This is a genomic window from Peribacillus sp. Bi96 (assembly GCF_918698115.1).
Classification (GTDB): Bacteria; Bacillota; Bacilli; order Bacillales; family DSM-1321; genus Peribacillus.
Window position 1 is genome coordinate 111,856 of the sequence record NZ_CAKKLV010000011.1, and the last position, 16,580, is coordinate 128,435.

A 16,580-nucleotide genomic window follows, 5' to 3' on the forward strand; every position below is an offset into this window, starting at 1 on the left:
TAATATATAAATAAATCATGCTATTGTACATGAGGGGGAACCGGAAATGGAAAGAAGTTTATCGATGGAGCTTGTTCGCGTAACAGAGGCGGCGGCACTGAATTCTGCTCGTTGGATGGGAAGAGGAAAGAAAGACGAAGCAGATGATGCAGCAACCTCTGCAATGCGGGATGTTTTCAATACAATTCCTATGCAAGGAACAGTTGTAATCGGTGAAGGGGAAATGGATGAAGCGCCAATGCTTTATATTGGCGAAAAACTTGGTACTGGTCTTGGGCCACTAGTGGATGTTGCGGTGGATCCATTAGAAGGAACGAATATCGTTGCATCAGGCGGCTGGAATGCTTTGGCTGTCTTGGCTATAGCCGATAAAGGGAATTTGCTTCATGCACCGGATATGTATATGGATAAAATAGCCGTTGGTCCTGAGGCTGTAGGTCAGATTGATATCAATGCTTCTGTATTGGACAACCTGAAAGCGGTAGCTAAGGCAAAAAATAAAGATATCCAAGACGTAGTTGCCACTGTATTGAACCGCGATCGTCATTCGAAAATCATTCATGAACTTCGTGAAGCAGGGGCACGTATTAAGTTGATTAACGATGGAGATGTAGCGGGAGCCATCAATACGGCTTTCGATCTTACTGGTGTTGACATCTTATTCGGTTCAGGCGGAGCTCCAGAGGGTGTCATTGCAGCTGTTGCTTTAAAATGCCTCGGTGGAGAAATCCAAGGTAAGCTTCTTCCTCAAAGTGATGAAGAAGTGGAACGCTGTGGAAAAATGGGCCTAGATTTAGGAAGAGTTCTAAGAATGGAAGACCTTGTTCGCGGAGATGACGCAATTTTTGCTGCAACAGGTGTGACGGATGGGGAACTTTTACGTGGCGTTCAATTTAAAGGGCATTACGGCGAAACACAATCCGTGGTCATGCGTGCCAAATCAGGAACAGTTCGCTTCATTGATGGGCGTCATAGTCTAAAAATTAAACCAAATGGTTTGATAGACTGAGATCGTTTTTCAGAAAAAACACCGAGAGAAAGCGAGCGGTTCCATCGCTCGCTTTCTCTTTTAAAAAATTTAAGTTGAATAATTAAAATAAAAAAAGTAAAATAAAGCTTGGTCTACTATTAATTGATTGATATATATAAAATCTGCCCTTTCACTCCAAACTTCAAGAAGCCTTCAAATAATTTTCTTCTTTACATGTAAAAATGTATCATCCTTTCTAAGAAAACTCTGGTCGGGTACATGGATTGCGGTTTTTCTTCCATCTAACAAACCATTTCTTTTTCAGTATGGGTGAAAACGTTTAATTAATAAAAGTGTGGTGTCATAATGAATTTAACTATTTCTAATTTAGAAAACATGAAACTAAAGGATCTCTATGAGCACGCGCGTGAATATAAAGTTTCCTATTACAGCAAACTTTCAAAAAAGGAACTTATTTTCGCTATCCTAAAAGCACAAGCTGAGCAGGATGGTCTCCTATTCATGGAGGGCGTTTTAGAGATCATCCCTTCTGAGGGCTTCGGTTTCTTGCGTCCAATTAATTATTCTCCAAGCTCGGAGGATATTTATATTTCTGCTTCACAAATCCGGAGATTCGATTTGCGAAATGGAGATAAAGTGTCCGGTAAGGTAAGGCCTCCGAAAGAAAACGAGCGCTATTATGGGTTGTTGCATGTTGAAGCCGTCAATGGCGATAATCCAGAGTCAGCTAAAGAGCGAGTTCATTTCCCGGGCTTAACACCACTGTATCCAAACAGGCAAATTAAACTGGAAACTACACCGAAGAACATATCAACAAGAATTATGGATGTTCTGGCACCGGTTGGTTTTGGACAGCGGGGATTGATTGTCGCACCGCCAAAAGCTGGTAAAACGATGCTTATCAAAGAAATTGCCAATGCGATAACAACGAACCACCCTGAATCGGAATTGATTGTGCTATTGATCGATGAACGTCCGGAAGAAGTGACGGACATTGAACGTTCCGTTGCTGGTGATGTGGTAAGTTCAACGTTCGATGAAGTGCCGGAAAACCATATCAAGGTGGCAGAACTAGTGTTAGAACGTGCGATGCGCCTAGTGGAGCATAAACGGGATGTCATTATTTTAATGGACAGCATAACTCGTCTTGCCCGTGCATACAACCTTGTCATTCCGCCGAGCGGGCGTACACTATCCGGAGGGATTGACCCTGCTGCATTCCACCGTCCAAAACGCTTTTTCGGTGCTGCAAGAAATATCGAAGAAGGCGGTAGCTTGACGATTCTTGCTACAGCTTTGGTGGATACGGGATCAAGGATGGACGATGTCATTTATGAGGAATTTAAAGGTACTGGTAATATGGAACTTCATTTAGATCGTGCCCTTGCCGAAAGACGTATCTTCCCGGCGATCGACATTCGCCGCTCAGGCACTCGTAAAGAGGAATTGTTAATTCCGAAAGATCGCCTGGATAAACTATGGGCCATTAGGAAAACGATGTCAGATTCACCTGATTTCTCAGAGAAATTCCTTCGCCGTCTAAAACAGACAAAAGGTAATGAAGAATTTTTCAGTAAGTTGGATGAAGAGATGTCAGAAATGAAAAAGGGGCCAGCGAGCGTAAAACGTTCTTAAACCCTGTTAGAAACAAACAGTTGCACAACTAGTCTTAAGTTGTTATAATGAGTTCATGTGTTTTTACAATAAATGTGAGGGTGTTTTTCCCTCAACTTGAAGTATATAACTCTGTTTCGAATGATTCAGGGCATAAGGAGATGAAAAGAATGAAAACTGGAATTCATCCAAATTATAAGCTTTCAAAAGTAATTTGCTCTTGCGGAAACACTTTTGAAACTGGTTCAGTTAAAGAAGAGATCAAAGTTGAGACTTGTTCAGAGTGCCATCCATTCTATACTGGTCGTCAAAAATTCGCTGAAGCTGGCGGACGTGTTGATCGTTTCAACAAAAAATACGGTATTAAATAAGCCGGACTTTTTAAAAAACAGGCAAGTATTTTTCTTGCCTGTTTTTTCTTTTTCATAAACAAGTAAGAATTTATATAAAGCCGGGTCCACTTCAATTATGGCCAAGGGATCGACAGGTGGAAGGGAGTAGCTGTTTCCATGTATGTAATGAAACAAACAGGCTGGATCGAGCTTATTTGCGGAAGCATGTTTTCAGGTAAATCTGAGGAATTGATTAAACGAGTCAGCCGTGCTCAATTTGCTAAAGAGCAAATAGCTGTATTTAAACCAGCTATAGATAATCGCTATGCGGAAGAGGCTGTCGTATCACACAATGGCTCTTCTGTGATGGCAAAACCGATTGCCCATTCAACGGATATTTTTAAGTGTTTGGACAAGCCCCTGGATATCATTGCAATAGATGAAGTTCAATTTTTTGATCATGAAATTATCGGGGTTGCCCAGCATCTTGCGGACAGCGGTTATCGAGTGATTATGGCTGGACTCGATCAAGATTTCAGAGGTGAACCATTCGGTCCTATGCCTGTTCTATTATCGCTAGCAGAATCAGTGACTAAGCTACAGGCTGTGTGTGAAGTGTGCGGATCACCTGCGAGCAGGACACAGCGTTTGATTGATGGGGCGCCGGCCTCCTATGATGAGCCGATCATTCTTGTGGGTGCATCGGAATCATACGAGCCACGTTGCCGCCATCATCACGAAGTTCCAGGTAAGCAGGCGGCTGGGATTAAAGAACATATTTGAATGATGATGCCCTATGATCCAAGAGATCATAGGGCATTTTTGAATTTTAGGGAAGTGGATGAAAAGAATGGTGTACTCTACATCGTTATTCTTCTGATGCGAAGATAAAAAGTTAGTGTATAAGAACTATGTGAAAAACTTGGTAATAAGTATGGCGGATAGTGTGGTGGGACCAATACATGGTAAGGAAATAAAAGATTAAATATTGCCCCATGTTGGGAAGGCTAACTTAGGAAATGTTCTTCTTAAAAATTCAAAATGGAGGGAAAAATATGAAATCCATACTGCTTTTTATGACGGCTTTTCTTCTTGCTGCACTAACAGCATGCGGTCAAAACGACAATGCAATAAATAATGATTCGGAATATGGGGATCAAACCCGGGATGGCCAAGATTTTGTGGGCAAAGGTTTAAAGCGAGTGTCCAATGATGATTGGGACAATGAAGCGGAACGGCCATCGGATCAAGTCCTCAACACTCCGCATCATACATCCAATAATTCTATATCCATGGGGCAGGAAATAGAGAAAATCCGAGAAATCATTAAGTCGGAAACGAATTATGAGGCAGGCACCGTTATGTTTAATGGCAATACCATACATGTTACGGTCCATGATAAAGGTGAAATCAAGACTGAGGAAGAAAGAAACAAGGAAAAGAAGCGATTGAAGGACCTGATAACCAGGGGCGTGCCCAGCTACAATATAGATATTGATTTAAAGAAATGACCATAACCTTGAATCCTCTTTGACGTTGATTATTCACCTATACTATAATTAACCTAGAAGTGAACTGAGCTGGGGCACTGAACTACTTATTTATAGTAAAAAAAGATGGATTACTTCCAATTCATTATGTAGATGAATTGGAAAATTTATGAGGTGAATAATTTGTTTGATCGATTGCAAGCAGTAGAAGATAGATATGAAAGATTGAATGAACTATTGAGTGACCCGGAAATCATTAATGATTCGAAGAAGCTAAGGGAATATTCGAAGGAGCAATCCAGCATTCAAGAAACCGCATCGACTTATAAAGAATATAAAGCGGTTCGTGAGCAACTCCAGGAAGCTAAGGCGATGCTCGAGGATAAACTTGATGCGGATATGCGTGAAATGGTTAAAGATGAGATCAACGAACTTGAAGAGACGATACAAGGTCTTGAAGATAAGCTGAAAATATTGCTCATTCCAAAAGACCCTAACGATGATAAAAACGTAATTATGGAGATCCGCGGTGCTGCAGGCGGTGATGAGGCGGCCTTATTTGCTGGTAGCCTATATCGGATGTATAGCCGTTTTGCCGAGGTCCAGGGTTGGCGGACTGAAGTCATTGAGGCCAGCCCTACGGGTCTTGGAGGCTACAAGGAAATCATATTCATGATTAACGGCAATGGAGCCTATTCTAAATTGAAATTCGAAAATGGAGCCCATCGAGTTCAGCGAGTTCCTGAAACTGAATCAGGCGGACGGATTCATACATCTACAGCCACTGTTGCCGTTTTGCCTGAAGCAGAGGAAGTAGAAGTGGAAATCCATGATAAGGATGTGCGGGTCGATACCTTTGCATCAAGTGGTCCGGGAGGGCAAAGTGTCAATACGACAATGTCAGCCGTGCGATTGACGCATATTCCGACTAATACCGTTGTATCTTGTCAGGATGAAAAGTCACAAATCAAGAACAAAGAAAAAGCAATGAAAGTATTGCGTGCCAGGGTGTATGATAAAATCCATCGCGAAGTGCAGGCGGAGTATGATCAAAACAGGAAGCTTGCTGTTGGAACGGGCGATCGATCTGAACGGATACGCACGTATAACTTTCCGCAAAACCGCGTTACCGACCACCGTATTGGTTTAACGATTCAAAAGCTGGATCAAATCATGGAAGGTAAACTGGATGACATCGTGGATGCTTTAATCATGGAAGACCAATCTTCAAGGTTGGAAAATGCGGATGAATGATTCTGCATTGAAAGTATTTGAGGCCCTTAAATGGGCTTCTTCTTTTTTAAAGGAAAACGATCGGGATTCCAATGCGGGGGAAATACTGTTACAGCATTTTTTAAAACAAACTCGTTCCCAGCTCCTAGCGAACATGCATGAAGAGCTCGGTGAAGCGGTTTTTGGACAATTTAAGGCAGCTGTTGAGTTGCATGCTCATGGAACACCCGTCCAATATATAATAGGAAGTGAAGAGTTTTATGGGCGGACCTTCTTTGTGAATGAAGAAGTGCTGATACCGAGACCTGAAACAGAAGAATTGATTTATTATACACTGCGTAAGCTCCCGGCAATTTTTAAGGAGGGACAGGCGCTTAGTTTAGCGGATATTGGGACAGGCAGCGGCGCTATCGCCATTACGATGAAGCTTGAGGAAACAAACTTGTTGGTGACGGCCACGGATATAGCAGAGCCTTCAATTGAAGTGGCGAGGAAAAATGCTGAATCACTTGGTGCCGCCGTGCGATTTATGCAAGGTGATATGCTTTTGCCATTCATTAAGTTAAACCAGAAGGTGGACATCCTTTTATCGAATCCGCCATATATACCAAATGATGATCAAAAATCCATGTCTGTAGTCGTAACGGGCCATGAGCCACATCGCGCCTTATTCGCCGGTGTCGATGGTCTGGACTTTTACCGCCGCTTTATGGAACAATTACCGCTAATCATGAAGGTGCCAGGATTGATCGGTTTTGAAGTGGGTACTGGTCAGGGGCAGGCGGTTGCCGACTTACTGAGACGGACATTTCCTGGGGCGGAAGTATCCATTGAAAATGACATTAACGAAAAAGATCGAATGGTCTTTGCTGTATTAAAATGAGGGTTCATCTACATTTTAAAAACAAGTTGCTTGGAACGGGTGAGTGAGGCTCCTGCGGGAATACGCGTCCAAGGGAGACGCCAAGGCGCAAAGGCGCCGAGAGGGCGGGACCGTCCGCGGAAAGCGAGTGCCCTACGTTTCAAGCAATGTTCTGAACCCGTCTCTACTATGAGACGGTTTTTTTATGTACACCAACCTCATAATCCAATTAGGAATCTATATTTCCAGCTATCAACTTTTTTTGTTTTTACTAGTTTAAGATAGCTGCAAAATGGTGAGACTAATTCATGTGAGGGGGCGAAGGCGATGAAAACAAAACATTTAGCCATTATTTATCTATTAATCTTAACAATAGGAACGATTGTGAGTATATATATGCCTAAGGCCGAAACGGCAAGCGCTGAAGAAACGATGGTGATCCCGGATGAAGCAATCCGTCTGCGGATACTTGCTAATAGTGATACAGAAGAGGATCAAACGGTTAAGCGGCTGATCAGGGATAAAGTAAATCAAGATATAACGAAGTGGGTTGCGGAGCTTACATCTTTGGAAGATGCAAGAGATGTGATTACCTCCCATTTACCTGATATTCAAGCGACGGCGGAAGCAGTCGTAAAGGAAAATGGTTTGGAACAGTCAGTAAAAGTAGATTTTGGACAAGCGAAATTTCCAACGAAACTTTACGGGCAATATTTATATCCTGCAGGGGAGTATGAAGCTGTGATTATCACCCTTGGTGAAGGGGAAGGGGCCAATTGGTGGTGTGTGTTATTCCCCCCATTATGTTTCTTGGATTTTTCAAATGGGACGGCTGTAAGTCAAAGCCCGATTGTTGAAGATGAAGATGAAGGATCCGTAACTACGAATGGAAAGGCGTATGCTGCAACGAATGAAGAGAAAGAAACTGTTCCGGAGGAAGAAGTTAAAGATGAAGTCATAGATGATAATGTAAAGGAATCAGAGGAAAAAGTTATAAAGGAAAGTGTAAAAGAGGAAGCACCTGAGGAATCTCAAGAAGAAACGGTAAAAGATGAGGTTATAGAGCCGAAGGTAAAAGAGGAAGTGACAGAAGTAGAAGGGAAGGAAGAAGTAACACAGGAAATCATTGATGGGAATGTTGAAGAAAACAAAGATAAACTTGCGGATTCAAGTAAGCAAGGTCAACAATTATATGAAGGGGATAAGGAGCCTGAGGTAGAAGTGAAGTCCTTGTTTGCGGAAATTTTCAATGAAATTTTTTAAAGTGAGGGCAGCTGCCCTCATTTTTTGCGATTAAATAAAACATATCCACAGGGTTATTAACAAAATATCAAAAAAGTCTGTCATTAATCTTTAATATCCACAAACTTATCCACCGTTTCGATATGTTTATCCACAATTTGTGGATAACACTTGAATTATGTGTATACTTCTTTTATACTTTCAAGGTACTTTTAAGTAAAATTAGTACGTTAAGTTGAAAATATCGTTCATATAAAAGCGATTATATAAAATAAGAAATGTTAAAAGGCGATGGTGTTTAAGATGAAAACGAAAGTTTGGTCAGTGGATAAAAATGTGGATAATTTACAAAGTTATCCCCAGATTACACAATCAGCGGAATTATTAAAGGCTAATCAAGTGGTTGCTTTCCCTACAGAGACCGTTTATGGATTAGGTGCGAATGCCAAAAGTGACGAGGCGGTCAAAAAAGTGTATGAAGCAAAGGGGCGTCCGAGTGATAATCCTTTAATCGTTCATATAGCCTCTGAAGACCAGCTGTTAGATATTGTTGAAGACATTCCGGAGCAGGCACGGAGGCTCATGGCAGAATTTTGGCCGGGTCCCTTGACTTTGATCATGAAACGAAAACCGGGCCAGCTATCAAACCTTGTGACTGCAGGATTGGACACGGTGGCAGTCAGGATGCCAGATCATCAGGTCGCACTCGGTCTTATTCGTGCGAGTAATTTGCCCATTGCTGCCCCGAGTGCAAATACTTCAGGGAAACCGAGTCCCACTTCAGCTAAACATGTCGAAGATGATCTGATGGGACGAATTGCAGGTATAGTCGATGGCGGGACTACAGGTGTAGGTGTAGAATCCACAGTCCTGGATTGCACACTGGAAGTTCCTGTTATTTTACGGCCTGGCGGGGTTACTCTAGAACAACTGGAAGCAGTCATAGGGGAAGTTGGGCAAGATATTGCTTTGAAGAATCAGGAGACGGCCCCAAAAGCTCCGGGCATGAAATATACCCACTATGCTCCGAAAGCCCCTCTTTACTTAGTCAAGGGTAAACAAGCATTCCTACAAAAGCTTGTGGATGAAAAAAGAAGTGACGGGTTAAAGGTCGGAGTCATAACAGCTCGCGAACATCAACAGGAATATAAAGCGGATTATGTGGTTGTCCCTGGTTCATTAGCGGACATGCAAACAATTGCCACGGGGTTATATGATACTTTACGAAAATTTGATGAGTTGGATGTCGATATCATTTTCAGTGAAATGTTTCCTGATTCAGGAATAGGGGCTGCGATCATGAATCGACTTGAGAAGGCTGCAGGTCATCAAATCATCGAGGAATATGTGTAATAAGGACTGATTTATTCTTCTAATTCTTTTCGGACATGCATAACATGTAGTAGGCACGTCCGAGGGAGGATTGGAATGAATACATTTGCTGGAGAAATCATCACCTTATTGCTAATGGCATTTGCGTTGGGAATGGATGCCTTTTCAGTCGGCCTTGGAATGGGAATGTTTAAGCTGAGGTTAAGGCAAATACTTTATATAGGGCTGATAGTAGGCATTTTTCATATGTGGATGCCCTTGCTTGGTATGGGGGCAGGCCGTTTCATTTCAGAGAAATTCGGGACCTTTGCTACATACGCCGGAGGTCTATTGCTGATCGTTCTTGGCATACAGATGTTTATCCCAGGTAAAAAGGGTGAAGCCGGTAGCAGGGAAAATAAGATGCTGGCACCTGTTGGGAAAGGTCTATTCATTTTTGCTTTAGGCGTAAGCTTGGATAGCTTTTCGGTGGGATTGACCCTTGGAATTTATGGTGCGAAGATGATTTTGACGATTCTGTGTTTTGGGATGGCCGCCACTCTTTTAACGTGGGCAGGGCTTTTGCTTGGAAGAAGAATGCAGGGATTGCTTGGTGTTTATAGTGAGATACTTGGAGGAAGCATTCTATGTGCATTTGGTTTGAAATTATTGTTCTCTTTTTAATGTATGTAACTACATATCTTTCCTTCCTCAACTGTTCCGATTACCGGGGCGGTTTTTATTTTTTTATGACGATCTCAATAAAGGGAGAAGATTTGGGGTGATAGCTTATAATGAATAAAAAAGGAGGCGTTAACATGATTCGAGTATTATTTGTATGTACAGGCAACACATGCAGAAGCCCCATGGCAGAAGCGATTTTAAAAAATAAGAATATTGCGGGGGTTGAAGTGAAGTCCGCCGGTGTTTATGCTTCAGCTGGCCAAGATGCTTCAATGCATGCTAAAAATGTTATAACTGAAAATGATATAGTGCATAACCATTATTCAACGCCTTTATCCGAGAAGGAAATGGAGTGGGCTACTCATATTTTCACCATGACGGAAGGGCATAAAGCAGTCATTATCAGAGCAAACCCCAAAATAATTGATAAGACGTTTACTTTAAAAGAATTCATTATTGACGATAAATATGATAGAGACATAATAGATCCATTTGGTGGTTCAGAAGACCTTTATCGGGAAACGTTCAGACAACTGCAAGAGCTAATAGAAGAATTAGTTATACGGCTGAAAGAGTAAACAGTCTACAGGGGGAAAAGAATGGCGGAAAGAACACGTTATAAGTTTGGCTTGCGAAAAAAATTAGTTATCTTCATCACAGTCCTTGCTCTGATCACGTATTCGAGCTCGGCATTTTTCATATTCGTGGTCCATCCTATGTTTTTTGAAAAAATGAGTTCGCTAAGTTTTAATGTAGTGACGCTGATGTTAGGTATATTGTGGTCAGGAATTCTTGCGTTTTTTGCAGCCGGCCTTATTACTAAACCCCTGCAAAGACTAGAAAAAGTTGTGTTACGTGCGGCAGAGGGAAGGGTAAGTGAAGAAGTCGTGTTGTCGAAGACGGATGATGAAATCCGTTCATTAGGCACTGCTTTCAACCATATGCTTTCTAACCTGCGGGAAATGGTTCAAAATATTGAAGAGAATTTCCATGAGACCAACCAAAAGGTCATCCATATCTCGCGAGAATCTTCCAAAGCATCGGAACAGGCTGAAAATATAGCAAGAACCATTGAGGAAATTTCAAAAGGGGCAGATACATCTGCCACTTCCATCATGAATACTGCAGAATCCATTGATGATGTCATCACAATTGCCCAAAAGGTTCAAACTAAAGCACAGGAATCATTTGGATTGTCCAGTGAAATGGCTAATGAACTCATTCAGAGTAAAGAGGTGGTCAAATCCTTGGTTGATGGCATTAAACAATTGGCTGAAGAAAATCAACAGTCGCTGAAAACAGTCAAGCGTTTAGAAGAAAATGCCAAAAAGGTGGAACGAATCATCGAGCTTGTCGGCAATATTGCAGCTCAGACAAACCTGCTGGCACTGAATGCTTCCATTGAGGCTGCACGGGCAGGTGAACATGGAAAAGGGTTTGCTGTTGTCGCTGAAGAAGTCCGCTTGTTAGCAGATCAAAGTGCTAAGGCTGTTCAAGGCATTTCGAACTTAGTCCAAAATATTCAAGTTGAGGTCCAGGCTGTTGTGAAACAAATCAACGATCAGGTCATCTCTGCAAATGAAGCAGCCCAAAAGGGGACCGATACGGATATGGCGATTCGTGGAATGACAAAAACGGTACATAATGTTGTCGTTGCGGTAAAAGATATTACTGAGCTTGTTGACCTTCAAATGGAAAGTGTAGAGGAAACATCAAGGCAGTCCCAAGAAGTGGCTGCGATTGCAGAAGAAACATCTGCTGGAGCGGAAGAAGTAACGGCTACGACGAACGAGCAAGCAATCGTCATGGAAAACGTCGAAAAATCGGCGATGGAACTTAAAGAGCAAGCGGAAAAATTGAATAGGACCATTATTCGCTTTCACACTTGAGATTTTCCTGCAGGAAACCTAAGCCGGTTTCCTGCTTTTTTATGCGCTTAAAAAACGTCGGCCATCCTTTATCTTTTCATAATTTTGTGACACAATAAAATCAAATAAAAAGCAAGAGGAGGATTTTGATGAAAGTTGCGATTGCTTCGGATCATGGTGGTATTCATATTCGTGAAGAAATAAAGAATTTAATGAATGAGTTACAGATTCCATATGAGGATTTTGGCTGTGAATGCAGTACGTCAGTGGATTATCCGGATTATGCCCTGCCGGTTGCAGAAAAAGTAGCAAATGGTGAGTTTGATCGTGGAATTTTAATCTGTGGCACAGGAATTGGGATGAGCATTGCAGCGAATAAGGTTAAAGGGATACGATGTGCTTTGGTTCATGATGTCTATAGTGCGAAATTGACCCGTCAGCATAATGACACCAATATGTTAGCAATGGGGGAACGTGTAATTGGCCCGGGTCTTGCCAGGGAAATTGCACAAACATGGCTGACCTCGGAATTTGAAGGCGGTCGTCATCAAAACAGGATCGGTAAGATAGCCGAGTATGAAGGGAAACACAGCTAATCGTTAAGGTTGTGGAAAAAGAGCTAGAAAGACCTCTCTTTTCTTCCAACAGCAAGTTTTCATATTGAAAGGAGGCGTTTTCATGACAAGTGATGCTACAATTTCAAACGAGCTTGATATATGGGAAAACCAGTTTCGGATACTATTGAATGAGTTTCAAGAAGAGGCAGCTTTAAAAGAGAAACAGCTATTGGTAATCGGCTGCAGTACGAGTGAAGTGATCGGGAAGCGAATTGGGACCGAAGGAACGCTTGATGTTGCGGGGATGATTTTTTCTGTAGTGAAGGATTTTCAAGAAAAAACGGGCGTTTTTGTTGCTTTTCAATGTTGTGAGCATCTAAATAGGGCCCTGGTTTTACAAAGAGAAACGGCGGTTCGAAAAGATTATGAAGAAGTGTCGGTGGTACCGGTCAGAACAGCTGGGGGATCGATGGCAACGTACGCCTATCAACAATGGAAAGATGCTGTCGTCGTTGAGCATATTAAAGCGGAAGCTGGGATAGACATTGGGGACACCTTCATTGGCATGCATCTAAAACATGTGGCCGTTCCTGTTCGATCTACCATTAAAGAAATAGGACATGCACATGTGACCATGGCAAAAACCCGCCCGAAACTGATTGGCGGAGAGCGAGCCGTTTATCGGGACAGCTCCGAAAACAAGAGGTGTACGTAAACTTATAGGTAAGTGAGACAGCATTTCTCGGATGGGGAATGCTGTTTTTGTATAATTTGTTAAAAAGATAAAAAAATGTAAAGGTTAATAGTAAGATTCACAATAAAAAAGTTTTTATCTTACGTTAATCGAATGGTTTTTTCGCTAATCAAATATAGGGTAAAAGGGCTATTCAGCTTGAAATGGATGTCAAATACGAACGTTTTTAAAAGAAAAAACATTTAATGTTCGATAAAAATAGACTATCACTTCTAAAATAGACATGTTAAAATGGAATAGAATTTTCTAATAACTATAGGTAAGGCTTTTTCATGTCTTTTTGAAGACATGTTGCACATAAATACTAAAAAGCGAATCACGCACAATTTGGGGAGGAATTACGGAATGAATCGTTTAGCAAAGCAAGATGAGCAAGTGTTTAACGCAATTCAACTGGAATTAGGGCGTCAAAGAAGTAAAATTGAGCTTATTGCTTCTGAAAACTTCGTGAGTGAAGCTGTCATGGAAGCGCAAGGGTCGGTCCTAACTAATAAGTATGCAGAAGGTTACCCTGGAAAACGCTACTATGGCGGATGTGAGTATGTCGACATCGTTGAAGATCTAGCGCGTGAGCGTGCGAAAGAAATTTTCGGCGGGGAGTATGTGAACGTGCAGCCTCACTCTGGAGCTCAAGCCAATATGGCCGTTTACTTTACAGTACTTCAAACTGGAGACACAGTGCTTGGGATGAACCTTTCCCATGGAGGTCACTTAACACATGGAAGTCCAGTTAACTTCAGTGGCGTTAACTACAATTTTGTTGAATATGGTGTAGACGAAAAAGATCACCGTATCGATTACAATGACGTATTGGAAAAAGCACGTCAGCACAAACCGAAATTGATCGTAGCTGGTGCAAGTGCATATCCACGAGAAATTGATTTCAAGCGATTCCGTGAAATTGCAGATGAAGTTGGGGCTTATTTAATGGTCGATATGGCGCATATCGCAGGTTTAGTTGCGGCGGGATTACATCAAAGTCCGATTCCTTATGCTGACTTTGTAACGACAACTACTCATAAAACACTTCGCGGACCACGCGGAGGGATGATCATCTGTAAAGAAGAATTCGGTAAGAAAATTGATAAATCCATCTTCCCTGGAATTCAAGGCGGGCCGCTGATGCATGTAATATCCGCTAAGGCTGTTGCATTCGGCGAAGCGCTTCAAGATGATTTTAAAGTGTATGCACAACAAATCATCGACAATGCTAAACGCTTGGGCGAAGGCTTGAAGAAAGAAGGATTCACCCTTGTTTCTGACGGAACGGATAATCACTTAATTCTTCTTGATGTACGATCTACAGGATTAACAGGAAAAATTGCAGAACACGTTTTGGATGAAATCGGTATTACCGTTAACAAAAATGCAATTCCTTATGATCCGGAAAAACCATTCGTTACTAGTGGTATTCGTATTGGGACTGCGGCAGTGACATCACGTGGCTTCGGGTTGGAAGACATGGATGAAATAGCGTCAATTATCGGACTTGTTCTGAAAAACAATGAAGATGCAGCTACACTTGAAGAAGCAAAACAGCGTGTTGAAACATTAACGAATAAATTTGATTTATATACTTCATTGTAATATCGGAGCCGCTCCCATTTAAAGGGAGCGGTTTTTTTTGTACCTTCTGGAAGGTCAATGTGTTAGAAGAATCCGAATAGTGAAAATAGGTCTGACATCTAAACCTTTATTGAAGATTTAAACGTTTTTCTGTAAAATAGGTTGAAGTGAATTTTAAACGACACGAATATTTTTCTATTCGATTAGGGAAATCATAAAAAAACGCAAAACTAAGCAATGGAATTGGAGAGATGCTAAATGGGAAAAGTTTATGTTTTCGATCACCCGTTAATTCAACACAAATTAGCCTATATACGTGATATAAATACAGGAACAAAAGAATTCCGCGAACTAGTGGATGAAGTCGCATCATTGATGGCATTTGAAATCACAAGGGATATGCCGCTGGAAGAGGTGGAAATCCAAACACCGGTAAGCACGGCGAAAGTGAAAATGCTTTCTGGTAAAAAAGTGGGAATCGTCCCGATTTTACGTGCGGGCATAGGGATGGTGGACGGGATCATTAAATTGATTCCTGCTGCAAAGGTTGGCCATGTTGGTCTTTACCGTGATCCGGAAACATTGAAACCTGTTGAATATTATGCGAAAATGCCGAGTGATTTGGCAGAAAGAGAATGCATTGTCGTTGACCCGATGTTAGCTACAGGCGGTTCTGCCATCGAAGCGATCCATTCTATTAAAAAGCGCGGTGCAGTCAATATTAAATTCATGTGTTTGATTGCAGCACCAGAAGGTGTGGAAGCATTGAAAGAGGCCCATCCTGATGTAGATATTTATATTGCAGGACTTGACGAAAAACTGAATGAACATGGTTATATCGTTCCAGGCCTTGGAGACGCGGGAGATCGTTTATTCGGCACAAAATAAAGGAAAGAAACTGAGGTGTCACGAATGAACAAACCGATAAAGGTCATGACAATTTTCGGGACGAGACCAGAAGCTGTAAAAATGGCTCCCTTAGTACTCGAATTTCAAAAACACCCAGAATATTTCAATCCGGTCGTTGCTGTTACGGCTCAGCATCGCCAAATGTTAGATCAAGTTCTTGAATTATTTTCCATACAACCAGACTATGATTTGAACATAATGAAAGAAAGGCAAACGCTGGCTGATATTACAACAAGAGCATTAAGTGGTCTTGATTCCATAATGAAGGAAGCTAAACCTGATATTGTTCTTGTCCATGGTGATACAACGACAACGTTTGTCGCAAGTCTGGCAGCTTTTTATAATCAGATCGTCATTGGACATGTAGAAGCTGGGCTGCGCACTTGGAATAAGTATTCTCCATACCCGGAAGAGATGAATCGACAACTTACCGGTACGATGGCGGATTTACATTTTGCGCCCACTTCAAAAGCGGAAGAGAATTTGCTGAATGAAAACAAGAGAGATAATATCTTCGTGACGGGAAATACGGCAACCGATGCTTTAAAAACGACTGTACGTTCTTCGTATTCTCATCCTGTTTTAAATGGACTGGGAGAGGATAAGCTCATTTTACTTACCGCTCATCGCAGAGAAAATCTAGGGGAACCCATGAAGAATATCTTCAGGGCAGTCAAAAGAATCATTGCCGAGCATGATGACATTCAAGTGGTATATCCTGTCCATTTAAATCCGCTTGTTCAAGAATTAGCAAACGAAATTCTCGGGGACGATCCGCGTGTTCATTTGATCGAGCCGCTGGATGTATTGGATTTTCATAACTTCGCTTCAAGAGCCTATTTGATTTTGACCGATTCTGGAGGAATCCAAGAGGAGGCGCCATCACTTGGAGTACCTGTTCTTGTTTTAAGGGATACGACTGAACGCCCAGAGGGGATATTAGCTGGAACCTTAAGGCTGGCGGGTACTGATGAACAGACCATATTTAATATGGCACATGAATTGCTTACCAATCAAGAAGAGCATAAAAAAATGGCAAAGGCTTCAAACCCATATGGGGACGGAAATGCTTCGGTCCGCATAGCTGAAGCCATCCGTTACTATTTTAAGCAAGTAAAAGTGCCACCAACTAGATTTGACTCATAAAAAAGGAAAAGCCATGCGGCT

Annotated in this window: 17 protein-coding genes; all 17 read left to right on the plus strand. The window is 41.8% G+C overall.

Features of this window, described 5'->3' with window-relative positions; genetic code table 11:
- Positions 1-46: 46 nt before the first annotated feature.
- On the plus strand, positions 47-1,009 hold the full coding sequence (gene glpX / locus LQ203_RS15120) for a class II fructose-bisphosphatase (RefSeq protein ID WP_230159200.1): 963 nt from the start codon (positions 47-49) through the stop codon (positions 1,007-1,009).
- 327 nt (positions 1,010-1,336) lie between these two features.
- A complete protein-coding gene (rho, locus tag LQ203_RS15125; protein WP_063234168.1) occupies positions 1,337-2,626 on the plus strand; it encodes a transcription termination factor Rho in 1,290 nt (429 codons plus the stop codon).
- A 149-nt stretch (positions 2,627-2,775) separates the two neighbouring features.
- A complete protein-coding gene (gene rpmE, locus LQ203_RS15130) occupies positions 2,776-2,976 on the plus strand; it encodes a 50S ribosomal protein L31 (protein WP_034315847.1) in 201 nt (66 codons plus the stop codon).
- Between the two features lie 138 nt (positions 2,977-3,114).
- Complete coding sequence (locus LQ203_RS15135; RefSeq protein ID WP_230159201.1) at positions 3,115-3,720, plus strand: thymidine kinase; 606 nt, start codon at positions 3,115-3,117, stop codon at positions 3,718-3,720.
- A 272-nt stretch (positions 3,721-3,992) separates the two neighbouring features.
- Complete coding sequence (locus LQ203_RS15140) at positions 3,993-4,448, plus strand: hypothetical protein (protein ID WP_230159202.1); 456 nt, start codon at positions 3,993-3,995, stop codon at positions 4,446-4,448.
- A 162-nt stretch (positions 4,449-4,610) separates the two neighbouring features.
- The gene (gene prfA / locus LQ203_RS15145; protein ID WP_230159203.1) at positions 4,611-5,681 is read left to right on the plus strand and encodes a peptide chain release factor 1; all 1,071 of its coding nucleotides are present in this window, start codon (positions 4,611-4,613) and stop codon (positions 5,679-5,681) included.
- Complete coding sequence (gene prmC / locus LQ203_RS15150) at positions 5,674-6,543, plus strand: peptide chain release factor N(5)-glutamine methyltransferase (RefSeq protein WP_290370590.1); 870 nt, start codon at positions 5,674-5,676, stop codon at positions 6,541-6,543. Before prfA ends, prmC begins: the two co-directional genes overlap by 8 nt.
- Positions 6,544-6,849: 306 nt before the next feature.
- Entirely contained in the window at positions 6,850-7,785 is a 936-nt protein-coding gene (gene spoIIR / locus LQ203_RS15155) for a stage II sporulation protein R (RefSeq protein WP_230159204.1), read from the plus strand.
- A 282-nt stretch (positions 7,786-8,067) separates the two neighbouring features.
- Complete coding sequence (locus tag LQ203_RS15160; RefSeq protein ID WP_230159205.1) at positions 8,068-9,117, plus strand: L-threonylcarbamoyladenylate synthase; 1,050 nt, start codon at positions 8,068-8,070, stop codon at positions 9,115-9,117.
- A gap of 75 nt (positions 9,118-9,192) precedes the next feature.
- Positions 9,193-9,759, plus strand: a complete 567-nt coding sequence (locus LQ203_RS15165; RefSeq protein ID WP_230159206.1) for a manganese efflux pump MntP family protein — start codon at positions 9,193-9,195, stop codon at positions 9,757-9,759.
- Between the two features lie 134 nt (positions 9,760-9,893).
- On the plus strand, positions 9,894-10,337 hold the full coding sequence (locus LQ203_RS15170) for a low molecular weight protein arginine phosphatase (RefSeq protein WP_230159207.1): 444 nt from the start codon (positions 9,894-9,896) through the stop codon (positions 10,335-10,337).
- Positions 10,338-10,358: 21 nt separating this feature from the next.
- Entirely contained in the window at positions 10,359-11,648 is a 1,290-nt protein-coding gene (locus LQ203_RS15175; protein WP_230159208.1) for a HAMP domain-containing methyl-accepting chemotaxis protein, read from the plus strand.
- Positions 11,649-11,776: 128 nt separating this feature from the next.
- Positions 11,777-12,223, plus strand: a complete 447-nt coding sequence (gene rpiB / locus LQ203_RS15180; RefSeq protein WP_253074192.1) for a ribose 5-phosphate isomerase B — start codon at positions 11,777-11,779, stop codon at positions 12,221-12,223.
- Between the two features lie 82 nt (positions 12,224-12,305).
- Complete coding sequence (locus tag LQ203_RS15185; protein WP_230159210.1) at positions 12,306-12,899, plus strand: TIGR01440 family protein; 594 nt, start codon at positions 12,306-12,308, stop codon at positions 12,897-12,899.
- Between the two features lie 384 nt (positions 12,900-13,283).
- Complete coding sequence (gene glyA, locus LQ203_RS15190; RefSeq protein ID WP_230159211.1) at positions 13,284-14,525, plus strand: serine hydroxymethyltransferase; 1,242 nt, start codon at positions 13,284-13,286, stop codon at positions 14,523-14,525.
- A 237-nt stretch (positions 14,526-14,762) separates the two neighbouring features.
- A complete protein-coding gene (gene upp, locus LQ203_RS15195; RefSeq protein WP_034315825.1) occupies positions 14,763-15,392 on the plus strand; it encodes a uracil phosphoribosyltransferase in 630 nt (209 codons plus the stop codon).
- 24 nt (positions 15,393-15,416) lie between these two features.
- Positions 15,417-16,559: a UDP-N-acetylglucosamine 2-epimerase (non-hydrolyzing) gene (wecB, locus tag LQ203_RS15200; RefSeq protein ID WP_230159212.1), complete on the plus strand. Its 1,143-nt coding sequence runs from the start codon at positions 15,417-15,419 to the stop codon at positions 16,557-16,559.
- The last annotated feature ends 21 nt before the right edge of the window (positions 16,560-16,580 follow it).